The following is a 23,004-nucleotide window of genomic DNA, read 5'->3' on the forward strand; positions in this document are numbered from 1 at the left end:
ACTGGTTCAACCAGCGCCGACTCCACGGTGAGCTCGGCATGCTCCCGCCAGCGGAGTTCGAGGCGCTCTACTATGCGGAGCAGCAGCTTCCCTTGGCTGCTTCCCAATAACTCGAGTCTCCACTAAACCCGGGGCGGTTCAGTCCTCAGATCGCCGCGCTCTGGCTGGTCGGGAGTCCGACCAGCTTTCCCTCTTTGCAGGTCGCACGGCCGTATCTTCCCTACGACGTGCTGATGCCGCAGTCGCTCCCTGGCGGCTACGGTCTAGCTCGAGTTACCCTGCCGACCGCAGACCTGGCATTGAGCAACCTCTTCGTCGTGACTGCTGTCTACAGTGGCACGGGATCGAGTCTGACGCTAGAAGAACAGCCTGCGGGCCTGAATGGCCCGGTCTTCGCCGATTTCAGCACATGCCCCGCGCAGCGCTCGCAGCCCATACCAGGTGCGGCATTGCCTATTGCATTTGGTACGGTTTCGGCTGGAGGTCAGCATCCCCTGAGCTGCGCGGCCTGGGCCGACAAGGCGATCTGGTTCTTCATGACCGGCGACCCCGCGACAACGCCGCTCGACCCCGCGGTGCAGGCGATCGAGGCGTTGTAGTCGCCAGTGGCGTGGCTCGCGAGCCGGTCGCCGATATTTCGTACCGGCGAATCGCTGGCGCGTCGGACGATTCGCATAGCGACCCGGGTGCCGCTTGCCGTCGAACCTCACGCTTGGCGGCGGGTACTGCAAGCTGCCAGCAAGCTGCGGTTTCGTTGCTGTCTCTCGATGACCCGATATTCGAAACTAGCGATCCCCGCCCGGCCTCAGACGACGGTGGGCGGCTGGTAGTCGCCGAACACGCCGCGCAGGGCGCCGCAGATCTCGCCCAGCGTGGCGTACGCTTTCACCGCGGCCATGATCGGCGGCATCAAGTCGTCCGTGCCGCGCGCGGCGTCGCTAAGGTTGGCGACGGCGGCCTGGGTGACCCGCTCGTCGCGCTCGCCGCGGGCGGCGGCGAGGCGCTTCGCCTGCGCCGCGGCCAGGCGCGGATCGACGCGGAAGATCAGCTTCGGGTCTTCGCCTTCGGCGCGGTAGCGGTTGACGCCGACCACCACCTGCTTGCCGGTCTCCACATCCTGCTGGTAGGCGTACGACGCGTTCTGGATCGCCTGCTGCATCCAGCCGCTCTCGATCGCGCTCACCGCGCCGCCGGCCCGCGCCACCTCGTCCATCAGCGCGTAGGCCTGCTGCTCCAGCTCGTTGGTCAGCGCCTCGACGAAGAACGAGCCGGCCAGCGGATCGACCGTGTCCGTGGCGCCCGTTTCGTGGGCGATGATCTGCTGCGTGCGCAGGGCGATGCGCTGCGCCTCTTCGGTCGGCAGCGCCAGCGCCTCGTCGTAGCAGGAAAGCGCCAGCGACTGCACGCCGCCCAGCACCGCGGCCAGCGCCTGCAACGCGGCGCGCACGATGTTGTTCTCCGGCTGCTGCGCCTGCAAGGTCGAGCCGCCGGTCTGCGTGTGCGTGCGCAGCATCATCGCCCGCGGGTCCGTCGCGCCGTAGCGGTCGTGGGTGATGTGCGCCCACATGCGGCGCAGGGCGCGATATTTGGCGATCTCCTCGAAGAAGTGGTTGTGCGTGTTGAAGATCCAGGAGATGCGCTGGCCGACCTGGTCGATCGAGACGCCGCGCTCCAGCGTCGCGTCGAGATACGCCATGGCGTTGGCGAAGGTGAAGGCGATCTCCTGCACGGCGGTGCTGCCCGCCTCGCGGATGTGGTAGCCGGAGATCGAGATGCTGTTGAACTGCGGGATCTCGCGGGCGCAGTAGGCGATCAGATCGGCGGCGAGGCGCAGCGAGGGCCGCGGCGGATAGATATAGGTGCCGCGCGCCACGTACTCCTTGAGCACGTCGTTCTGCACCGTTCCGGCGAGCTTCTCCAGCGGCACGCCCTGCTTCTCGCCCACGGCGGCGTACATCGCGACCAGCACGGGCGCCGGCGCGTTAATCGTCATCGAGGTCGAGACGCGGTCGAGCGGAATGCCGTCGAACAGCGTCTCCATGTCGCGCAGCGAGTCGATCGCCACGCCGACCTGGCCGACCTCGCCCAGCGCCAGCGGGTCGTCGGAGTCGTAGCCAAGCTGCGTAGGCAGGTCGAAGGCGACGGAGAGGCCGGTCTGGCCCTCGGCCAGCAGGTACTTGAAGCGCTCGTTCGACTCCTCGGCCGTGCCGAAGCCGGCGTACTGGCGCATCGTCCACAGCCGGCCGCGGTACATCGTCGCCTGCACGCCGCGGGTGAAGGGGAACTCGCCGGGGAAGCCGAGGTCGCGCACGTAGTCCAGCTCGGCGAGGTCGAGCGGCGTATACAGCCGCTGCACAGGGCCGGAGCTGGTGGCGAAGGCCTGCTCACGTTCCGGGCCGCGCTTCAGCGTCTTCGCCACTGGCCCCTGCTGCCACTGCAGGTTCGCCGCGCGAATGCGCTCAAGCGCCTCTCGATCGAACATGGCGAACCTCCTGATAGTGGCAGTCGACAGGATAGGCCCCTTTTCAACCTCGCTTTTCTTCTTCGCGCGGCGCGCTGGGTATCGCGGCTGCGGCCGCGAAGGGCGCACGCCATGCGCCCCTACCGTCCTGCCACCTGTCACCAGTAACCTGTCACCTCGCCGGCTGCCTCGTCTCTCAGTCTACCGTCTTCATGCCCTCGCGCGGCGCGCCGACCAGGATCGCCATGTTGCCGTCTGGATGGCAGTTCTCGTACATGAGCTGGTGGCACTCGCCGGTCTCGTCGAAGGAGAAGACCCGCGACAGGCAGGGATCGACCTTCCCCTGCAGGACGAGGTCGTTGAACGCGTTCGCCTGCTCGTCGTTGGCGAAGTGCGAGCCTTGCAGCCGCTTCTGCCGCATCCACAGGTAGCGCAGGTCGACGTCGGCGTTGTAGCCCGTGGTGCCGGCGCAGATCACCACCATGCCGCCGGTATCGCAGACGAAGATCGAGGTCGGGATCGTGCCCTCACCGGGATGCTCGAAGACGATGCGCGGGCTGCGCCGTTCGCCCAGAATGTCCCAGATCGCCTTGCCGAAGGCGCGAGCGCCGTTGGTGAAGGCCGCCATTGCCTCGGTGTCGGTCCAGTCCGGCAGTCGGCCCCAGTGCGAGAACTGCGTGCGGTTGATACTGCCAACGGCGCCCAGGCGCTCACAGAACGCAAACTTCGACTCGTTGGAGACGACGGCGATCGGTCTGGCGCCCTTGAGCGCGGTGAGCTGGATCGCCATCGAGCCGAGACCGCCGGCCCCGCCCCAGACCAGCACAGCATCGCCGGGCTGCACATCGTGCGGCGGGCAGCCAAACAGCATGCGGTAGGCGGTGGCGCCGACGAGCGTGGGCGCGGCCGCCTCCTCCCAGGTCAGGTGCGGCGCCTTCCGCATGCACTGGTGCGCCTGGACTTTGGTGAACTGCGCAAACGAGCCCCAGTTCGTCTCATAGCCCCAGATGCGGAACGAGGGGCTGAACATCGGATCCTTGCCGCTCAGCACCTCGGGCGCGTGGACATCCCACTGGCCGCAGTGGATCACGACCTCGTCGCCAACCCGCACGTTGGTGACGTTCTCACCGACGGCGTAGACAATGCCCGAGGCGTCCGAGCCGCCGATGTGGAAGTTCTCCGGCTCGCCCGCCTTGCGCCGGGCAGCGATCACGTCGACCGGGACGCCCAGCGCGGCCCAGACGTTGTTGTAGTTCACCCCCGCCGCCATCACGTAGACGAGCGCGTCGTCGGGACCGATGCCGGGGGTATCAATGACCTCGTGCCGGAAGGCGGTGCGCGGCAGGCCGTACCGCTCCGGCCGAATCAGTTGCGCGTGCATCGTCGTCGGCACGCAGCCCAGCGGCGGCGCCTCGCCAAGCGGATACAGGTCCCTGGCTGTGATCGTTGTCATCGTTTCCCCTCGCGGTCATTACGCATTTCAGATGACAGCTGACAGATGGTTTCTAGACCGGCTCGGGTTCCCGCCGCGGCGTGGCCACGGGATTCCCTGAGCCTGCGCGGCTGCCGATCGCGATCCAGTCCAGCAATACTTCACGTGTACGCGCGAAAACGCACTCCTGCTATCGACAGCATCAATAGCTGGCATAGAACCTGGCGGCGCTACTCCGGCTCACGCGGACCTTGAGCAGGCCGGGCGCTGACTCGGTCACGCTCTGCACCCTCAGCGCCGCGAAGCCGCCGTGCTGGTCGAAGGCCACCGCCTTCACCGTCCGCCTCGTGGACCGCCGCCGGTGGCGAGGTCACCGCAGTGGTACGTCCCACGATGTAGCTATTACTGTACAGTGCGCCACGGTCGCCTGGTGATTGAAGCAGCCTATAGCAGCGATAGGAATGCCGCCGCGAGCGCCGTTTCCTACTCCTCGTGGCGGCTCCGCGCGGGCGGCGTGTGCAGGTCTGCGCAGGCGAAGAGGACTCGTACCCTATGGCGTCCCCGATAGGGCGCCCGCGACGGTCTATCGCGCCTCGGCCGTCGATCGACGCCGCGCCTTCCGGCCTTCCCATCCGTCCCTTTCGCCGGCTTTCGCAATCGCGCCCGCGCGATCCGGGCCCGAGAGGGGCAAGAGCGCCACGACCGGAGGAATGGCGTGCAGCCACGCCTGTTACAATGATCCGCATCGTTCGAGTGGGAATGGCACGAGCCAGACCGATGCCAGAACCATCTGCCATGCGCGGGCGAGTGCAGCGCTCACGACGCGGAGCCGCGCCGCTGCCCTCCGCGCCGAACGCGCTGATCGGGCGCGAGGCGGAGCTGGCGGTCGTCTGCCGGCACCTCACGGAGAGCGGGGTGCGGCTCGTCACGCTCACCGGCCCCGCGGGTGTCGGCAAGACGCGCCTGGCGCTGGCCGTGGCCGAGGCGCTGCGCGACGCCTTCGACGACGTGCGCTTCATCGCCCTCGCGCCGGTCACTGACCCAGCGCTTGCCCTGCCCGCCATCGCTCAGGCGCTGGGCGTGCGCGACGGGCACAAACCCCGAACCGAGCGCCTGGCCGCGTTCCTGGGCGGCCAGCACGTCTTACTCGTGCTCGACAACTTCGAACAGTTGCTCGGCGCCGCACCGGCGCTTGCCGATCTGCTGGCAGCCTGTCCGCGACTGACCCTGCTGACGACGAGCCGCGCCGCGCTGCGGCTGCGCTGGGAGCAGCAACTGCCGGTGCTGCCCCTCGGCCTGCCCGACCGGCAGCATGCCGCGGACGTCGCGGTGGTCGGCTCGGCGCCGGCCGTGGCGCTGTTCATGGAACGCGCCCGCGCCGTGCGGCCCGAGTTCGCGCTGACGGCGGACAGCGCTGAAGCCGTCGCGGCGATCTGCCGCCGCCTGGACGGGGTGCCGCTGGCGATCGAGCTGGCCGCCGCCAGGATCGCCGTGCTCTCGCCGCAGAGCCTGCTGGAACGGCTGAAGGCGTCGTCTGAGGCGGCGGGTCCGGCCGGTGACGGCGCCCTCTCGCTGCTCGGCGCGGGCGCCCGCGACCTGCCTGAACGCCAGCAGACGTTACGCCGGGCGATCGGCTGGAGCTACGATCTGCTCTCCGCTCGGGAGCAGGCGCTCTTCCGCCGGCTGGGCGTCTTCGTGGGCGGCTGCACGCTCGAGGCGGCCGAGGCGGTGGCCGCCGACGTGGACGGCGACGTGCTGGAGGGTATCTCTGCCCTGATCGGCGCCAGCCTGTTGCAACGCACGGAACTGGCCGACGGAGAGGTGCGCCTGGGCATGCTGGAGCTGATCCGCGCGTTTGCCCTTGAGCAGCTCGAACGCGCGGGCGAGTTGAAGGCGACGCGCAGCGGACATGCCCGCTACTACCTGCAGTTCGCCGAGACCGGGAGGATGGCGCTCGACGGCTCCGAGCAGGCGTTGTGGCTGGCGCGGATCGCGCGCGAATACGACAACCTGCGGGCGGCCTTCGCCTACGCCACCGACGCGGCCGATGCCGGAACGCTGGCCCTTGGCCTGGTGATCGCGCTCGACCGCTACTGGGAGATGCGCGGTGAGTACAAGGAGGACCGCGCCTGGGTGGAAGCAGCGCTCGCCGGCGAGCCGAGCGAAGATAGGCGGATCCTCGCTCGCGCCCGTGCGCAGCTGGGCGCGCTCGCGCTGCGCGAGGGCGATGTGCCAACCGCCCGCGCCCAGTTCGAGCAGAGCCTGCTGCTGTATCGCGAACTCGCCGACGCACAGGGCACGGCGCGCACGCTGAGCAGTCTGGGCATCGTCGCCTTCGCGGAAGACGATGTGGCCGCCGCTCGCGCGCTGTTCGCGGAGTGCGAGGCTCTCTGCCGCGAGCTCGGCGACCCCGCTGGCCTGCCGATGGCGCTGAACAACCGCGGCGTGCTGGAGAAGGTTGCCGGCCATCACGAACTCGCGGCCCGTTGCTTTCGTGACTGCGTGGAGCTCAGCCGTGCCGGCGGCCAGATGCGCTGGCTCAGCCTGGCGCTCGTCAACCTCGGCTGGGTGCTGCTGGCGCTCGCCGAAGACGTCGAGGCGCGAGCCGCCACCACCGAAGGCGTGCTGCTTTGCCAGGCGAACGGTCTGCATCTCGTGCTGGCGCACGGCATCGCCGTCTTCGGCCTCGCGGCGTACGGCAAGCAGCAGGGCGAGCGGGCCGCGCGGCTCTTCGGCGCCTCGGCGGCGCTGCTGGCGGCCACGGGCTCCGCCCGTGTTGAGCCGATCTCGATGGAGGTAGATCGCCGGGCGGCTGACCTGCGCATGGCGCTGGGCGCGGAAGCGTTCGAGGCCGCCTGGGCCGAGGGCAGCACCATGACCGCCGATGAAGCCGTGGCCCTCGCGCTTTCGCCCGACGGTCGCGACACAGGGATCACGGCTGCCCCGGCCGCATCATCCGGCCGGCCGGAAAGCGCGGGGCGCGGCGTCTCGAACGCGCCGGCCGGCGCGCCGCCCTGCGGACCCGGCGCCCGGCTCACGCGGCGCGAGCTGGAGGTGCTGCGCCTCGCCAGCGGCGGGCGCACCAGCAAAGAGATCGCACAGGAGCTGGTGCTGAGCGAGCGCACGGTCGAGAATCACCTCTTCCGCATTTACACGCGCATCGGCGCACGCGGCCGCGCCGAGGCGATCGCCTACGCCATCCGCCACGGCCTCGCCTGAATGTCGCCGCGCCGCGTGAGTACCGCCGCCCGTCCATCTCGCCACGATTGAGTACTTTTCCGCCTGACAGCGTGCATAGTTTCAGCGATAGTGGGTCCGAAGGAGGGCAGCGTCATGACACAGCAAACGGTCACCCCGATCGAGCAGCGGGGCTACGCCCATCCGGAGGTGCTGGTTTCCACCGACTGGGTGGCGCAGCACCTCCGCGATGCCAACGTGCGCATCGTGGAGGTCAACGAGGACGTGCTGCTGTACGACACCGGCCACATTCCCAACGCGGTGAAGGTGGATTGGCAGCAGCATCTGAACCAGCCGGTGCGGCGCGACTTCATCGGATCGGAGGCGTTCGCGCGGCTGATGGACCAGATCGGCGTGAAGAACGACACGACCGTCGTCTTCTACGGCGACCGCAACAACTGGTGGGCTTGCTACGCCTACTGGATCTTCAAGCTCAACGGGCATGACAACGTGAAGGTCATGGACGGCGGTCGCAAGAAGTGGATCGACGAGGGGCGCGAGCTGACGAAGGAGGTGCCGTCTTTCAGCAGCAGCGGCTACAAGGCCGGCAGGCCGAACCCTGCGATCCGCGCCTTCCGCGACGACGTGCTCGCCCACATCGGCGGGCGGGAGAACCCGAAGCTGGGCGCCGGCAAAGCGCTGGTGGACGTGCGCTCGCCGGGCGAGTATTCGGGCGAGCTGATGCACATGGCAGACTATCCGCAGGAAGGCACGCTGCGCGGCGGCCATATCCCCGGCGCCGAGAGCATCCCCTGGGCGAAGGCGGCCGATCCCGATACGGCGACCTTCAAGGGCGCCGCGGCGCTGCGCGAAATCTACGGCGGCCAGGGCGTGACGCCGGAGAAGGATGTGATCGCCTACTGCCGCATCGGTGAGCGGAGCAGCCACACCTGGTTCGTGCTGCACGAGCTTCTGGGCTACCCGCAGGTGCGCAACTACGACGGCAGCTGGACCGAGTGGGGCAACGGCGTCGGCCTGCCGATCGAAAGGTAGGCGCGGCCCGCCTCTTCGAGACGCCGGACTTTCCCGCGCCTCTCCCGGCACTGAAACGCCGGGAAAGGCGCGGCCATCGTCGCGCCGCCCGCCGCGAACCCGTTCTACGCCCGCTCCACGAACTCGCGCTCCAGCTCGCGCACGGCGGGCAGGCCGATGAACTCGTTGAACTGGGGAAAGGTCAGCATCTCGCCGTTGAAGGACGCGGGCGTGCCCGTGCGCTTGATCGTTTCCACCACACGCTGCATCGCCCGCGTGGCCGCCAGCAACGCGCTGATCGGGTAGATCACCAGCTTGTAGCCGAAGGACTGGATCTGCGCCAGCGGCAGCGGCGGCGTCTTGCCGCTGTCCGCCCAGTTAAACAGCAGCGGCGGCCCGCCGGCGAACGCCTCGCCCACGGCGCGGCACTCGGCCTCGTTCTCCGGCGCCTCGATGAAGAGCATGTCCGCGCCGGCTTCGGCGTACAGGCGGCCGCGGCGCAGCGCCTCGTCGAGGCCCAGCACGGCGCGGGCGTCGGTGCGGGCGATGATCAGGAAATCCGGGTCGCGGCGGGCGTGCACGGCGGCGCGCAGCTTCTGCGCCATCTCCTCGGCGGGCACCACCTGCTTGCCTTCCATGTGCCCGCACTTCTTCGGCGCCACCTGGTCCTCGATGTGCAGGCCGGCCACCCCCGCCGCCTCGTACAGCTCCACCGTGCGCATCACGTTGAGCGGGTTGCCGTAGCCGGTGTCGGCGTCGGCGATCAGCGGCACGGAGATGGCGGCGGCCATGCGGCGGGCGTTCTCCACCATCTCGGCGGCGGAGAGCAGGCCCACGTCGGGCCGGCCCAAAAGCCCCGCCGAGCTGCCGAAGCCCGTCATGTAGACGACGGGAAAGCCCGCCGCCTCGACGATACGGGCGCTGAGCGCGTCGTAGGCCCCCGGCGCCTGCACGATCTCCGGCCCGGCCAACAGCTCGCGCAGGCGCCTGCTCGCCGAATCAGCCACGTCCCCAACCTCCATACCGTGCAGCACCCCCTCTCCCAGCATTGGGAGAGGGGGCAGGGGGTGAGGGCACGCGCCTCAGTGCGACACGGCGTAGTGCTGCGCCAGCAGGTCGGCGCCGAAGTCGCCCTCCGGGTCGCGCCAGACCGAGTGGATGTGGTTGGCGCCGTCCTGCGTGTTGTCGTACTCCACCAGCAGGCGCGGACCCTGCAGCCGGTAGTAGTGCGGCTGCCGCCGCTCCGCTCCGCCCGCCCAGGCGAACGACACCTGATCGAGCACGCCGCTCACGCGCTCGCGCTCGCGCGCCGCGATCTCCTCGGGCATGCGGTCCGTGTACTGGTGCAGCAGCGCGGCCAGCAGCTGCTTCTGGGCCGCGTTCATGCGCGCGGCCGGCAGCCCCTTCGCCGTCTTCGAGTAGCGGAACGCCTCGATCTGCTCGGCGGTGACGCCCAGCGCCGCGATCGTGCGCTCGTGCCGGCGGCGGCGCTCCTCCATTCCCGCATCGTCGTACTGCTCGCGGAAGATCTCCCAGCCCAGCGGCGGCGTCATGCCCTCTGCCACCGTGGGCCGGTTGCCGATGACGAGATCCCAGGGCGCCGCGGGCGCGATCACCGCGACGGCGCGCTGCTCGGCGTCGAGCGCGTGCAGCAGCTCGCGCCCCAGGTCTTCCTCGCCGGCGAGCGGGCGCAGCGTGCCGGGGCCGACCAGCGGCGCCTCGGCCGGGTTGGCGCCGAAGAAGCTGGGCAGCGTCGCGACGATGCCGCCGTCCACGACGGTGTAATGCAGGGAGATGTGATGGCCGCCGAAGCGCCAGCCCCAGGCCGCCGTGCCGCCGGGCTCACCGAAGATGCTGATGTAGTACAGCAGCGGGTCGCGCCCGCGGCCGTTGGGGTCGCGGTCGCGCATGAAGCGCACGCGCCAGCCTTCGCTCTGGTCCAGCACGTTCTCCAGGCCGATGATCGTGCTGGCCACGTTGTAGCCCGGCACGCTGAGGCCGCTCGCCACCAGCCGCAGCGTCTGCTGCTGCTGCGCCGGCGTCATCGCTCCCAGCGTCAGGCCGCCGTGATCGGTCGGCGTGTAGTACCAGCGCCGACGCTCCTCTTCGTCGGGAAAGCCGAAGGCCGCCTTCGCCCGCTGTTCGGACGAGAGCGCGGCGAGCAGATTCGCCGCCGCCTCCGCCATGCGCGCCGCCAGCTCTGCCGTGCCGCTCTTCGCCGTGGTCGCCATCGCCAAGCCTCCTCGACCTTCCCCGCCGGACCCTGTCCGGCGCGCCTCGCGCCAACTGCCACCGCCCGTCGGCCTATACTGTGACCGATCACCCGTCGCCTGTCACCTGATAGCTGTCAACGAACCGAGGCTGAGGTGGACCGATGGCGCTCGACTTCCGGCGCAACCCGGCGGCACGCTTCATCAATATGGACGAGGGCACCGTCGCCCGCGAGATCTTTGTCTCCGACGAGATTTACCGGCAGGAGCAGGAGCAGATCTTCGCCCGCGCCTGGCTGTTCGTCGGCCACGAGAGCCAGATCCCCAACGCCGGCGACTATTTCGTCTCCTGCATGGGCGAGGAGAGCGTGATCCTCACACGCGACTCCGACCTGTCGATCCACGTGCTGCTCAATACCTGCACGCACCGCGGCATGAAGGTCTGCCGCTACGACGAGGGCAACACCGGCAGCTTCACCTGCCCCTACCACGGCTGGAGCTTCGGCGTCGACGGCCAGCTCGTCAGTACGCCCGGCGAGCTGATCGGCGTGCCGCACTTCCGCGACGCCTACTATTCCGAGCTGGACAAGTCCAAGTGGGGCCTCGTGCAGGTGCCGCAGATGGCGAACTACAAGGGCACGATCTGGGCGACCTGGGCGAAGGACGCGCCGCCGTTCCTCGAGTACATCGGCGGCTACAAGCTGTATCTCGACCAGTTGCTCGACGGCCGCGACGGGCGCGAGGGCGGCTCCGAGGTGCTGGGCGGCGTGCAGAAGTGGCAGATCCCCTGCAACTGGAAGTTCGCCGCGGAGAACTTCGCCGGCGACGCCTACCACAACATCAGCCACCGCTCGGTGGACGTGGTCGGCATCGGCCCCAGCGGCAAGGGCCGGCGTGACAGCGAGTGGGAGGCGACGAAACGCTACCAGGCCTCGTTCCCGGAGTTCGGCCATAGCTGTCTCGTCTACCAGCAGCAGACGGACGTGCCCTACACGGCGACCTACCAGGACACGCCGATTGTCGAGGAGTACATGCGCCACTGCTACGAGGAGCGGCAGCGTCGACTGGGCGAGGCGGCGCGCATTCTCGGCAGCGTCGGCACCGTCTTCCCCAACATGACCTATCTCGCCCGCCAGCCGCGCAGCATCGGCATCTGGCACCCGCGCGCCGCGACCAGGTGCGAGGGCTGGCGCTGGTTCCTGGTGGACAAGGACGCGCCGCAGGAGGTCAAGGACGTGCTGCGGCACTACTACATTCGCTACTCCGGTCCTGCCGGCCTGACCGAGCAGGACGACATGGAGAATTGGAACTACGCGACGGCGGCCAGCCGCGGCACGATCGCGCGGCGCCTGCCCTACAACTACCAGATGGGCATGGGCCACGAATACACGAACGGCCCGCTGCCCGGCCGCCTCTCGCCCGCCTTCAGCGAGCAGGCGCAGCGTGGCTTCTACGGTCGCTGGGCGCAGTACATGGACGCGCGCGACTGGGGGGACTTGTAGGGGACAGGGAACAGGGAATAGGGAATAGAGGGCGCAGGCCGTAGCCCCCCTCTCCATTCCAGGGGATCGAGGGCGCAGGCCGTAGCCCCCCTCTCCATTCCATGGAGAGGGGCGGGGGGTGAGGCCACGCGCTAGCCGACAGCGCCGAGGGCGGCGATGAGGAAGATCGCGCCGCCGATCACGGCGCCGGTCAGCAGCATGAACGCCGCCGGGCGCGCCCGGCCGACGAGGAACAGCGCCAGCAGCAGCGCGGCCGCGCACCAGGCGATCGCGCTCTCGGGGATGTGCAGCAGTTCGGCGCGCGATGCCAGGTGCGCCGGCTCGGTCGGCGGGAAGTGCAGCGTGAGCGCGGCCGGCCGGCCCTGGTAGCGCGCGTAGACCACCGCCGCGCTCAGCCAGGCGAGCAGCAGCGCCGCTCCAGTCAGCAGCCGCGCCCGTGCGTCGGCGAGTAGGCCGCCGAAGCGCGCGACGCCGTCACGGCGCAGTCCGGGGGCAACCGCCGTGCTGTCCTGCTCGGCCTGCGCCTGCTGCAGCGCCCGTACGAACGGCTGCGCGTCGCTCAGGCTCAGGCCGACGGCGCCGGCGGAGGCTACGAGATAGACCATCTGCTCGGGCGAGTTGCCGCGTGCGTACACCGTGGCTGCGCCCACCCTGCTGACCGCGGCGCGGCCGATCAGCAGCCCCGGCAGGCGCAGGCCGTCGACCGCGGGCAGCGGCAGGTGGCGGCCCAGCACCACGCGCTCGATCGAGGCCAGCGGCACGACGTGCTCGACCAGTCCCCAGTGGATCGAAAGCGCGCCGCCGCGCAGCTCGTAGCGCAGCATGGCGCCCGCCCAGCCCCAGTAGCCCAGCAGCGCCGCCAGCGCCAGCAGCACCGCCGCAAAGGTGTAGCAGAGCAACTGTCCGAAGGTCACATGCAGCGTGAGGCCGCGTACCAGCAGGGCGATGCCCAGCGCCGCCGCCAGCGCGGCTAACAGCAGGGCGATGGCGGCGCCGCGGCTGCGCGGCGGCTGGAAGATCACGAGCGCACCGCCGCGCTCGGCTGGGGCGCCTTCACGTTCACGGGCGTGACCCAGCTCACGTAGCGCTCGACGTTGCCCTTCGCCGCCTCGAAGTAGAGCTGCTGGATCTTCTTGGTGATCGTGCCGACCTGGCCGTCGCCGATCGGCCGGTGGTCGATCTTGATGATCGGCGAGACGTGCGCCGCCGTGCCGGTCATGAAGACTTCGTCGGCCACGTACAGCTCGGAACGGTCGATCGACCGTTCCACCACGGGCAGGCTCCACTCCTGCTGCGCCAGGGTTATCACCGTGTTGCGCGTGATGCCGAGCAGGATGTTGTCCGAGGACGGCGGCGTGATCAGCACGCCGTCGCGGATCATGAAGATATTCTCGCCGCTGCCTTCGGAGACGTGGCCGTCGTGCGTGAGCATGATCGCCTCATCGAAGCCGTTCGTGTTCGCCTCGGTCTTGGCGAGCGCCGAGTTGACGTAGATGCCGGTGACCTTGGCCCGCGCGGGAATGCCGAGGTCGTCTACGCGCCGCCAGGACGAGGTGCCGCAGTGCACGCCCGCATCGAAGTCGAGATAGGCGCCCAGCGTGGTGACGAAGATCAGCAGGTCGTCCTCGAGGTTGTGCAGGCGCACGCCGACGACCTCGCCCGACTTGTAGACCATCGGACGGATGTAGACATCTTCGCGCCAGTTTCCGCGGCGGCAGAGCTCGAGCGTGATCTCCGCCAGCTCCTCCTCCGTGTAGGGCAGCTCCATGTGCAGGATCTTGGCGCTGTCGCGCAGGCGGCGGAAGTGATCGCGTACGCGGAACAGGTAGAGCTGTTCATGCGCGGCGTTCCAGTTGCCGCGGATGCCCTCGAAGCAGGCCGTGCCGTAGTTGAAGGCGTGCGTCATCACGCCGATCTTCGCCTCGGCCAGCGGCACGATCTGCTTACGCAAGTAGGCGTACGGCTCTCCCATTCCCCGGACTCCTCTCGTTCCCCGCCCTTCCGAAGCGATCGATAGGATACAAAACGGTTACAGGCAGGCGGTCGCGTCACCGCGCGGCCCTCCCCGTAACGCCGTCGATGCTCCATTATACCAACCAATACCAACCAGCAATTTGCGGCCGGCAACGCGATTGGTTCCGCAGGTGGACCATAACCCGGCGGCCGTCCGGGAGCAGAAACGATGGATCAGGAACGCCCGGCGCGGTTTCGCCTCGGCGGCGTCGAGCTGGCGATCGTCAGCGATGGCGTCTTCATGCAGGACGCGGGCGTGATCATGGGCGTGGTGCCGCGCACGCTGTGGGAGCCGGTGATCGGCGCGCCGGACGCGCGCAACCTGACGCCGCTGGCGCTCAACTGCCTGCTGCTGCGCTCGCAAGGCAAGCTGGTGCTGGTCGATACGGGGATCGGCGCCAAGCTGAACGAGACGCAGCGCACGCGCCACTTTCCCGGCGACTACGGCCACCTGCTGCGCCGGCTGCGCGGCATGGGCGTGCAGCCGGAAGACGTCGACGTCGTGATCAACACGCACCTGCACTTCGACCACTGCGGCTGGAACACGGCGAACGTGCACGGCCGCGCGCTGCCGACCTTCCCGAACGCGACCTATCACATCCAGCGCGGCGAGTACGAGGCGGCGACGCACCCGAACGAGCGCACGCGCGGCGCCTACCTGCTTGACAACTACGCGCCGCTGGCCGAGGCCGGCCGGCTCGAGCTGGTGGAGGGCGAGCACATGATCACGCCGGAGATCACGCTGCTGCCCACGCCGGGCCACACGGCCGATCACTGCAGCGTCGCCATCGCCTCCGGCGGCGAGACGGCGATCTACATCGGCGACCTGGTGCAGCACGCGGCGCAGATCGAGCGCACCGCCTGGATCCCCGCCTACGACGTGCTGCCGCTGCTGACGCTTGCGACGAAGAAGGCGCTGTTCGACCGCGCCCTGCGCGAGCGCTGGCTGATCGTCAGTGTGCATGCGCCCTTCCCCGGCGCCGGCCGCCTGCAAGAGTCCGACGGCCGCCGCCGCTTCGTGCCGGAGCCGGCAGTACGGGAACGCGAACCTGCGTAGGCGTGTGGCCCCAGCCTTTCGGCCCTCACCCCCGGTCAAGCTCACGGTCCCAATCCTGGGCGAGGGGAGCTTCGACATGGAGCCGGGGAGGCGTGCAGATCGCCCTCGGCCCCAAGCGCCCATGCCGAAATCTCCCTTTTCCCTGTTATCGGCGGTCAAGGGAGATCTCGGGGGATGGGGGCCCGGCTTCGACCTGCACGCCGATCGGGGCCGCCGCGTCGCGCGCACGAGCCGCGACCGCTGCCTGCGAGAGCAACAGCGCCGCGCCCAGCGTCAGCGCCGCGCCGACGAGATAGGGCAGCGAGCGCGTCAGGTCGTAGAGACCGCCCGCCGCCAGTGGGCCGACGGCGCGGGCCGCCGCGGCGAACGATTGGCCCAGCCCCAGCGTGCCGCCCTGCTCGTCGGCGCCGGCGGCGTGTGAGATCAGCGTGGAGAGCATCGGAGAAACCAACCCCTGGCCCAGGCCGAGGCCGGTCAGCACCAGCAGGCCGAACGCCAGGTTCGGTGTTACCGCCAGCAGCAGGAGCATCAGCGCCAGCAGCCCGGCGCCGGCCGTCGCCAGCGTACCCTCGCTGTGCCGGCGGCGCAGGCGGCCGATCAGCCCGCCCTGCACCACGATCACGATCACGCCGATGTAGGTGAAGAGCAGCGCGAAGCCCGCGGCGTCGAGTCCCCACTGCTTCTCGCTGAACAGCGCAAACGTCGCCTCCAACCCCACAAAGGCGAAGTTGGTGAGAAAGATCGCGGCCAGATAGCGCCCAAGCGCCGGTCGGCGCAGCGCCCCGAGTCGACCACGCCGCCACCGCCGGACCGCGCCAACAGCCCCGATGCCCCGCGGATTGGTCTCCCCTTCCCCTGGCATTCGCGGCCCAGAGATACCCCGCGGGATGGGGGCCGCCGGCCGCGACTCGGGCAGCCTGAACCAGGCGAAGCCGAAGTTGAACGCCGCCAGCCCGGCGGCGAAGAAGGCCGCCGCGCCGAAGCCCAGCGGGCTGAGCCCGGCGCCGATCGCCGGGCCGAAGACGAAGCCCAGGCCGATGCAGGCGCCCAGCAGGCCCATGTACTTCGCGCGGTCCGCCGGTTTGGTGACGTCGGCGACGTAGGCCTGGCCGGTGGCGATGCTGCCGCCGAACAGCCCAGCCAGCGCCCGGCCGGCCAGCAGCAGCCAGAGCGAGTGCGCCGCGCCCGTGAGCGCCAGCGAGGCCGCCGAGCCGGCCAGGCTCGCCAGCAGCACGGGCCTCCGGCCGACGCGATCGGAGACGCGGCCCAGGATCGGCGCGCTGACGAACTGGACGGCGGAGTAGGCCGAGAGCAGCGCCCCCACCCAGACGCCGGTGGCGCCGTAATGCTCGGCGTAGAAGGGCAGCAGCGGCAGGATGATGCTGAAGCCCAGCAGATCGATGAAGACGGTCAGATAGACGACCGCGAGCGGCGAACGGCGCACGAGACTCCCGCCGGACGAGGCTATGTCAACGCCCTGCCCTCGATGATAGAACCCGCGCCGAACAGGGTCTAATCAGCGGCGGTCCGCGTCGTGGCCCGCGCGCTCCGGCAGTAAGCGCCCTACTTCTCCTCCACGATCGTGATCGCCTGGCGGGGGCAGAGACGCACGGCGCGTTCTACGCCGGCGCGCTGCGACTCGTCCGGCTCCGCGACCAGTAGATGGGCGCGGTCGTCCTCGCCCAGTTCGAACACCTGCGGCGCGGCCTCCTGGCAGCGGGCGTTCCCTTCGCACAGATCGAGATTGATCACGACTTTCACGGCCTGCTCCCTCCCGCGGCTGCCGCCGCGCACCCGTCGCGCCCACCAGTATACGAGTCCGCTCAAGCGCAGCAGGACTGCCGCCGCGCTGGCGCCAGTCCGCCGCAACGGTAGAATGGGCGAGGGTGTTCAATCGGCGAACCGCGCCGGCCCGGCGGCGCGCCGTGGCTCGCGGCCGCGGCGAGGAAAACGATCGTGTCCGAGCACCAGCAGCCGGCCGTGCCGAAGCCGTGGTGGTACGTCGCGCCGCCGCCGTGGTGGATCTGGCTGATCGCGCTGCTCACGGCGCTGGGCAGCGGCGCCTGGCACCTGATCAGCGCCGCCGGCAGCCGCGGCCCCGGCCTCTTCTTCGCCGGCACGCTTTGGCCGGGCGCGGCGATCGCCGCCGCGGTGCTCGCCGTCTGCTGGCTGGGCTGGGCGCTCGACCTCGAATGATCGCAAGGCGCTGAATCCAAGCCGGGCGCACCCGGCGCTACTGCCGGGATGAGATGCTGCGGATCTTCTACGGCCCCGACACTTTCTCGCGCGGCGAGGCGCTGGCGGCGCTGCGCCGCTCGCTCGACGGCGACGGCATGCTGGCCACCAACACCGCCCTCTTCGACGGCAAGAGCGTGAAGCCCGATGAGCTGTTCGCCGCCTGCGACACCGTGCCCTTCCTGGCCGAACACCGCCTGGTGCTGGTCGACGGGCTGCTTGGCGCGCAGGAAGGGCGCGTACGCCGGGGCCGAGCGGGGCGCGCCCGCGCAAGTGCGGCGGAGCCGGCAGCCGGCGACGGCTCACCCTGGGCGGCGCTGCCCGAATACGCGCGGCGCCTGCCGCCCACCACCGAGCTGGTGCTGGTCGAGGGTGAGCTGCGCGCCGACACCTGGCTGCTGGCCGCGCTGCGCGACGCCGCCGAGCTGCGCCAGTTCCCGCTGCTTGGTCAGGAGGAGCTGCAACGCTGGGTGCAGGCCCGCGCTCACGCCGTGCAGGCGCCGATCACGGCGCGCGCCGCCGCCACGCTGGCCGAAGCGGTCGGCGCCAACCTCTGGCAGCTCAACTCGGAGCTGGAGAAGCTGGCGCTCTACGCCCACGGCCGCCCGATCGAGGTGAGCGACGTGACGGCGATGGTCCACACGGCCGAAGGCGGCACCGTCTTCCAGCTCTGCGACGCTGTGCTCGCCGGCCGCGGCGGCGAGGCGTTGCGCCTGGCGCGGCTGCTGCTCGACGGCGGCGCCGCCGGGCCGTATCTCTTGACGATGCTGGCTCGGCAGTACCGGCAACTGTTGGTTGCGCGCGATCTGCAGCGCCGCGGCGCCCCCCGCGCCGAGATTGCCCGCCGCGCCGAGGTGCCCGATTTCCGCGTGACGAACGTGATCAACCAGGCGCAGCGCTTCCCGCCCGGCCGGCTGGAGGCGATCTACGAGCGCCTGCTCGAAGCCGATCTGGCGGTCAAGCGCGGCGATCAGGACGAGGACGCGGCGATCGAGCTGCTCGTCGCCGAGCTGACCATGCCGCGGGTATAGCGCGGAATCGCTACGTGGTCGCCGCGTCCAGCGCGGCGATCGCCTCTTCCTCCGCGGCCAGCGCCCGGCGTACGGACCCGGCGGCCGCGCGACGAATGCCCGGCGCCGCCGCCGCGCCGCCGTTCGGGTAGGGGAAGAGCGTGGCGAGCTGCGAGAGCGCGACGCGCTCACGCTGGTATGCGGCGACGGCAGCCGCCAGGGCGTTCGCCTCCGGCGACCGCGACGCAACGCCGGCCAGGTACGTCGACGCCTGTGCCCGCGCCTCCTGCAGCGCCTGGATGCAGTACGCCTGCCCATGCGCCGCGATCGGCGCATCGCTCTCCAGGATCGCGAGCCAGCGCCGGTACGCCGCAAGGCCGGCCGCCTCGACCGGTTCCTCGGCCACAACGGCGCCGGCTTCGCCCTGCCCCGCGTAGGCGACGGCGAAGCGTAGCGCGTGGGCCAGCGCCGCGCGAGGATCTACCTTGACCCGCCGTTCCGGCAGGAAGACGCGGATCGGCAGCGGGCGGCCGGGCGCCGGCCACTGTGCCGCGGGAAGGCGTTCGCCGTACTGCGAGCTGACGGCGGTGCCGGCGATCAGGTCCTCGCCCAGGGCGCCGCGCACGATGCCGAACTGGGGCAGGTGCAGGCCGAAGGCGATTGCCGAGCGGCCATGGTCAAGGCTGCGCCGCAGCAGCCGCAGCGCCTCGGCGCGGTTCGCCGCATACGCCGCATCGTCCGCGGCGGCTTCGAAGGCGCTGAACCGCCAGCCCAGCCCTTCATACAGCGCCGTGGCGCTCCCGGCAGCGAAGGCGTTCGGCCCGCCGGCGCCGATCCTCCCCTCCGGCGCCGCCGTCAACGCAAAGCGGAAGGCGTGGCCGGAGAGCACGGCGACTTCGGCGGGAGCATGCTCGGCGCCGAGCGCCCGCAGGGTACCGGCCAGGGCGCCGACGATCGAGGTCCAGGCGCTGACGTAGCCGGCGGCGATGGGGCGTCGCATCGGCGCGAGTGTATCATTCGAGGGAATAGGGAAATGGGGAAAAGGAATAGGTGATCTTCAGGCGAACCGTCCCGTTGCCGTGTAATACGTGATGCAGAGCGCAGGGAAGCGATCCGCGGCCGAAGGCGGAGCGAAGGAGCAGGCGCCGCTGCGCTACCGGCGCATCGTGGCCAAGTTCGGCACGAACCTGCTGACCGGCGGCACGGACCGGCTCGACCTGCAGATGATGGCCGCGCTGGTCGGACAGGTGGCGCGGCTGGTGCAGCGCGGCGCCGAGGTGATCGTCGTCACATCGGGCGCCGTGGCGGCCGGGCAGCACCGCCTGGGCGGCGAGCGGCGCAGCCGCCGCGACCTGACCTTCAAGCAGGTGCTCGCCTCGATCGGCCAGACGCAGCTCATGCAGAGCTGGGACTCGCTCTTCGCCTGGCACGACCTGGTCGTCGGCCAGACGCTGCTCACGCGGCGTGACATCTTCGACCGGCTCGGCTATCTCAACGCGCGCAACGCCTTGCTCGGCCTGCTCGAAGCCGGCGCCATCCCGATCGTGAACGAAAACGACGTGGTCGCCACGGACGAGATCGCCGAGGCGCGCATCGGCGACAACGACAACCTCTCGGCCTACGTTGCCAACCTCACCGACGCCGGCCTGCTCGCCATCCTCACCAACATCGACGGCCTCTACGACAAAGACCCGCATCTGCACGCCGACGCGGCGCTTGTGCCCGTCGTGCCGCACATCAGCGGCGAGACCGAGGCGATGGCCGGTAAGGCGATCAGCGAGCGATCGCGCGGCGGCATGGTCACCAAGCTGCAGGCCGCCAAGCTGGCCACCGCCTCTGGCGTCGATGTCGTGATCGCCAACGGCCACGCACCCGACGTGCTGCCGCGTCTCGCGGCGGGCGAGGGCATCGGCACGCTCTTTCCCGCCACGGTGGACCACCTGGAGAGCCGTCGCCGCTGGATACGCGCGGCGGTGGCGCCGAAGGGACGAATTGTGGTGGATGTGGGCGCGGCGCGGGCGCTGGCGGCGGGCAAGAGCCTGCTGCCGGCCGGCGTCATTGCCGCTGAGGGCAGCTTCCAGCCGGCCGACCTGGTCGAGATCGCCGGGCGCGACGGCCGCCGCCTGGCCGTGGGCCTGGCGCGCTACGCCTGCGCGGACGTGGAATTGATCCGTGGCAAACGCTCCGATGCGATCGAGGCGCTGCTCGGTTACAGCTACGGCGACGCCGTGGTGCACCGCGACGATTTGGTGCTGGAGTAACGCGGCTCGCTCAGTGCGCCTTCGCCAGGAACGCCGCTTCCAGCGTGATCTGCAGCGGTTCCAGCACGCGCACGACCATGTTGTAGAAGGCGACGACGGCCACGAGATCGGTGAACTGCTCGTCGTCCAGGAACTGCTTGGCGGCCCCGGCCACCTCGTCGGCCACGCGCACCTGCTCCGTCGCCTGCCACGCATAGCGCATCACCGCGCGCTGCCGCTCGTCGAACAGCGGCGAGCAGGCCCACTCGCCCAGTGCGGCGATCTGCTCGGCGCTGATCCCGGCCTTCCTCGCCCACTCGACGTGGTGCTCGAACTCGTAGGGCGCGTTCGCCAGCCGCCCGACCGTGAGGATCGCCAGCTCGCGCAGCGCCGCATCGAGCTTCGAGCCGTTGCGCAGGTAGCCGCCGAGCCCGCCGAAGCCGCGCAGCAGCCCCGGCGAGTTGGCGAGGGCACGGTAGAGATTGAGCACGTAGCCGCGCTCGGCCTGCTGCCGGTCCATGATCTGGGCGATGTCGTCGGGCACGGCGTCGCGGTCGCGGTACGGCACACGGGGCATGGGCGGCCTCCTCATCCTGCCAGCCGCGCCGCCGCGGCCCCGTCCACGTACCAGTGCAGCGTGCCGTTCTCCGGCGCTACGAGCTGCGCCGGATAGAGCGACGGCCGGCGCTCGCCCTCCAGCACCTCGTGCAGCGCCGCGGCCTTGTCTTCGCCGGCGACCAAGAAGAGCACGTGCGCGGCGGCATTGATCAGCTTCGGCGTGAAGGTCAGCCGCTCGGCGCCGAGCTTCGGCACGTGGTTGGCAGCGACGAGGCGATGCCGGTCTTCCAAGGCTGCAGTCTCTGGAAAGAGCGAAGCCGTGTGCCCGTCCGGCCCCATGCCGAGCATCACCAGATCGAGGCGCGGCGTGCGCGCCCGGCCGACGCCGAGCGAATGGCGGATCTCGGCGGCGTAGGCGTCGGCCACGGCGACGAGCGGCGTCTGCCCGGCCGGCATGCGGTGAATCCGGTCCGCGGGCACGGGCACGTGGTCGAGCAGCGCCGCCTTCGCCATGCCGTAGTTGCTCTGCGGATCGCCTGGCGGCACGGCGCGCTCGTCGCTCCAGAAGACCTCGACTCTGGCCCAATCTACCTGATCGCGCTGATCCGGCTGCGCCAGCCACGCGAACATCGCCCGCGGCGTCGAGCCGCCGGAGAGCGCGACGCTGAACGGCCGATCGGCCGCCCTCGCCTCGGCCGCAAGCCGCACAAACAGATCTCCGCCGGCCGCGGCCATCGCCGCCGGGGTGTCGAAGAGGCACAGCTCGCGCTCGCTCACGCCGGGCCCTCGTCCGCGTTCGCGGGCAGCAGGGCGGCCAGGCGACCGGACATCTCGGCGGCTTCTTCGAAGATGCGGTCCGCGTCGAGCCGGTCGATCTCGTCGCCGAGCAAGGTGGCGTCGTCCGGCGCGGGGAAACGCACGCTGCGTTCGTTCGGCCTGGCGCCGTCGAGACTGACGCTGGTGAAGGCGTGCTCCTGCTCCCCGGCTAAGGTTATGTCAATCGCCGCGCGATGCTCGCCGCTGTCCGCCTCGATGTAGGTGCCCTGAACGTCGCCGGGCCTTGCGTCGCGGGCAGATTCGCCGCGCAGCTCGACCACGACGTCCCGGGCGGCGGAGCGCAAGCGCAGGCGGTAGGCGCCGGAGAACGTCTCTTCCGCCGCGCGCCCCGGCTCCCAATCGAGCCGCGACGCCAGCCAGCCGGCCAGGAGCAACGATTGCGCGGTGGGCGCCTCGTTGCTCTCGCCGCGTGTCGCGCGCTCAATGCGCACGCGGCGGATCTGCGGCAACAGCTCGCCCACTGTCGGCGGGTCGCAGAGCTGCGCCAGGATCTCGCGCCAGGGAGCCAGGCGGTTCCAGTTGAGGTCGCCCACCGGCACGTCGATCGTGTCGTCTTCCATGAAGCGGCCGAGCCGCTGCAGCGTGGCGGCGGGCGTACGGAAGCTGCCCGAGTCGATCAGCACACGGCTGCTGAGCCGGGCCAGCGCAAGAAAGGCGTCGTGCCTGAAGGGCGGATCGCCGGTCCACCAGAGGAACACCGGCAGATCGGAGATCAGCAGCGGATCGACGATGCTGCGCAGGTGCGGGCCGGAAGCGCCGGCGGCGCGCAGGCGGATCTCCTCGTAGCAGATGCGCCGGCCGGCTCCGAGGCGGCAACTGGCGGAGACGCTGGCATGGACACCGGGCGTGCCGGGCGCCAGGTCGGCGATCAGCAGGATCGTGCGCGAAGGATGCCGCCCCGCCAGCTCGGTCATCACCGCTGTTGCCCGCGCCGCGTCCTCCTCCGAGCCGGTGTAGATCACCAGGTTGGCGACGCTGTTGCGCGTGCCGGCCTGGCCCTCGCTCGCGGCGGCGGGGCTGGCGTACTGCTTGCGCAGCGAGGCGAGCGCCTTCTCGATGCCGGGCACGTCGCTGGCCTCGGTCTGCCAGAAGCCTTCGTCCGCCGGCTCGCGGCCATCTGCGGAGATTGTCGTCTGACTCGTCGTCACAAACTGCCTCTTTGTACAAGGAACGAGGGGATAGCATGTAGACGGTCGAAAATAGCGAAACTTGGCACCCTATTTTCTACTTCCTCTATCCT

At 70.2% G+C, this 23,004-nt stretch carries 21 protein-coding genes; 8 read left to right on the forward strand and 13 right to left on the reverse strand.

Annotation, left to right across the window (positions count from 1 at the left end):
- The first annotated feature begins 233 nt into the window (after positions 1-233).
- A complete protein-coding gene (locus VKV26_15895; GenBank protein ID HLZ71383.1) occupies positions 234-599 on the forward strand; it encodes a hypothetical protein in 366 nt (121 codons plus the stop codon).
- Positions 600-805: 206 nt separating this feature from the next.
- Here VKV26_15895 and VKV26_15900 read toward each other — a convergent pair whose 3' ends face one another.
- From VKV26_15900 to VKV26_15910, 3 genes are all read right to left on the reverse strand, one after another.
- Positions 806-2,482, reverse strand: a complete 1,677-nt coding sequence (locus VKV26_15900) for a methylmalonyl-CoA mutase family protein (protein HLZ71384.1) — start codon at positions 2,480-2,482, stop codon at positions 806-808.
- 175 nt (positions 2,483-2,657) lie between these two features.
- Positions 2,658-3,914, reverse strand: a complete 1,257-nt coding sequence (gene ccrA / locus VKV26_15905; protein ID HLZ71385.1) for a crotonyl-CoA carboxylase/reductase — start codon at positions 3,912-3,914, stop codon at positions 2,658-2,660.
- A gap of 181 nt (positions 3,915-4,095) precedes the next feature.
- On the reverse strand, positions 4,096-4,230 hold the full coding sequence (locus VKV26_15910; protein HLZ71386.1) for a hypothetical protein: 135 nt from the start codon (positions 4,228-4,230) through the stop codon (positions 4,096-4,098).
- Between the two features lie 440 nt (positions 4,231-4,670).
- On the opposite strand from VKV26_15910, the gene VKV26_15915 reads away from it, so the two are divergent.
- Complete coding sequence (locus VKV26_15915; protein HLZ71387.1) at positions 4,671-7,112, forward strand: LuxR C-terminal-related transcriptional regulator; 2,442 nt, start codon at positions 4,671-4,673, stop codon at positions 7,110-7,112.
- Positions 7,113-7,226: 114 nt separating this feature from the next.
- Positions 7,227-8,123 (forward strand): sulfurtransferase, encoded by an 897-nt coding sequence (locus VKV26_15920; protein HLZ71388.1) that lies wholly within the window; start codon positions 7,227-7,229, stop codon positions 8,121-8,123.
- 104 nt (positions 8,124-8,227) lie between these two features.
- On the opposite strand, the gene VKV26_15925 is transcribed toward VKV26_15920, so the two are convergent.
- Positions 8,228-9,109, reverse strand: coding sequence for an isocitrate lyase/PEP mutase family protein (locus tag VKV26_15925; protein ID HLZ71389.1), 882 nt, complete (start codon positions 9,107-9,109; stop codon positions 8,228-8,230).
- 75 nt (positions 9,110-9,184) lie between these two features.
- Positions 9,185-10,333: a DUF3500 domain-containing protein gene (locus tag VKV26_15930; protein HLZ71390.1), complete on the reverse strand. Its 1,149-nt coding sequence runs from the start codon at positions 10,331-10,333 to the stop codon at positions 9,185-9,187.
- A gap of 143 nt (positions 10,334-10,476) precedes the next feature.
- Here VKV26_15930 and VKV26_15935 point away from each other — a divergent pair, with 143 nt between their 5' ends.
- Positions 10,477-11,814 (forward strand): aromatic ring-hydroxylating dioxygenase subunit alpha, encoded by a 1,338-nt coding sequence (locus tag VKV26_15935; protein HLZ71391.1) that lies wholly within the window; start codon positions 10,477-10,479, stop codon positions 11,812-11,814.
- Between the two features lie 131 nt (positions 11,815-11,945).
- Here VKV26_15935 and VKV26_15940 read toward each other — a convergent pair whose 3' ends face one another.
- Positions 11,946-12,836, reverse strand: a complete 891-nt coding sequence (locus tag VKV26_15940) for a PH domain-containing protein (GenBank protein ID HLZ71392.1) — start codon at positions 12,834-12,836, stop codon at positions 11,946-11,948.
- Complete coding sequence (locus VKV26_15945; protein ID HLZ71393.1) at positions 12,833-13,786, reverse strand: branched-chain amino acid transaminase; 954 nt, start codon at positions 13,784-13,786, stop codon at positions 12,833-12,835. The genes VKV26_15940 and VKV26_15945 overlap by 4 nt, the downstream gene beginning before the upstream one ends.
- A gap of 210 nt (positions 13,787-13,996) precedes the next feature.
- Here VKV26_15945 and VKV26_15950 point away from each other — a divergent pair, with 210 nt between their 5' ends.
- A complete protein-coding gene (locus VKV26_15950; GenBank protein HLZ71394.1) occupies positions 13,997-14,884 on the forward strand; it encodes an MBL fold metallo-hydrolase in 888 nt (295 codons plus the stop codon).
- Between the two features lie 145 nt (positions 14,885-15,029).
- On the opposite strand, the gene VKV26_15955 is transcribed toward VKV26_15950, so the two are convergent.
- Both VKV26_15955 and VKV26_15960 read right to left on the reverse strand, forming a co-directional pair.
- Complete coding sequence (locus tag VKV26_15955; protein ID HLZ71395.1) at positions 15,030-16,328, reverse strand: MFS transporter; 1,299 nt, start codon at positions 16,326-16,328, stop codon at positions 15,030-15,032.
- A 119-nt stretch (positions 16,329-16,447) separates the two neighbouring features.
- Entirely contained in the window at positions 16,448-16,645 is a 198-nt protein-coding gene (locus tag VKV26_15960; GenBank protein ID HLZ71396.1) for a ferredoxin, read from the reverse strand.
- Between the two features lie 195 nt (positions 16,646-16,840).
- Here VKV26_15960 and VKV26_15965 point away from each other — a divergent pair, with 195 nt between their 5' ends.
- A complete protein-coding gene (locus VKV26_15965; GenBank protein ID HLZ71397.1) occupies positions 16,841-17,080 on the forward strand; it encodes a hypothetical protein in 240 nt (79 codons plus the stop codon).
- A 53-nt stretch (positions 17,081-17,133) separates the two neighbouring features.
- Positions 17,134-18,150 carry a DNA polymerase III subunit delta gene (gene holA, locus VKV26_15970; protein ID HLZ71398.1) on the forward strand — a complete coding sequence of 339 codons (1,017 nt, stop codon included), beginning with the start codon at positions 17,134-17,136 and terminating at the stop codon, positions 18,148-18,150.
- A gap of 10 nt (positions 18,151-18,160) precedes the next feature.
- Here the strand turns inward: holA and VKV26_15975 are convergent, their stop codons facing one another.
- A complete protein-coding gene (locus VKV26_15975) occupies positions 18,161-19,129 on the reverse strand; it encodes a hypothetical protein (GenBank protein ID HLZ71399.1) in 969 nt (322 codons plus the stop codon).
- A gap of 91 nt (positions 19,130-19,220) precedes the next feature.
- Between VKV26_15975 and proB the strand changes: the two genes are divergently transcribed.
- A complete protein-coding gene (proB, locus tag VKV26_15980) occupies positions 19,221-20,390 on the forward strand; it encodes a glutamate 5-kinase (GenBank protein HLZ71400.1) in 1,170 nt (389 codons plus the stop codon).
- Between the two features lie 10 nt (positions 20,391-20,400).
- Here the strand turns inward: proB and VKV26_15985 are convergent, their stop codons facing one another.
- The 3 genes from VKV26_15985 to VKV26_15995 are packed head-to-tail and all read right to left on the reverse strand — an operon-like array spanning position 20,401 to position 22,912.
- A complete protein-coding gene (locus tag VKV26_15985) occupies positions 20,401-20,946 on the reverse strand; it encodes a carboxymuconolactone decarboxylase family protein (protein ID HLZ71401.1) in 546 nt (181 codons plus the stop codon).
- Positions 20,947-20,957: 11 nt separating this feature from the next.
- A complete protein-coding gene (gene pgl / locus VKV26_15990; GenBank protein HLZ71402.1) occupies positions 20,958-21,704 on the reverse strand; it encodes a 6-phosphogluconolactonase in 747 nt (248 codons plus the stop codon).
- A complete protein-coding gene (locus VKV26_15995; GenBank protein ID HLZ71403.1) occupies positions 21,701-22,912 on the reverse strand; it encodes a glucose-6-phosphate dehydrogenase assembly protein OpcA in 1,212 nt (403 codons plus the stop codon). The genes pgl and VKV26_15995 overlap by 4 nt, the downstream gene beginning before the upstream one ends.
- Between the last annotated feature and the right edge of the window lie 92 nt (positions 22,913-23,004).

It is taken from the genome of Dehalococcoidia bacterium, from assembly GCA_035310145.1.
Lineage (GTDB): Bacteria > Chloroflexota > Dehalococcoidia > CAUJGQ01 > CAUJGQ01 > CALFMN01.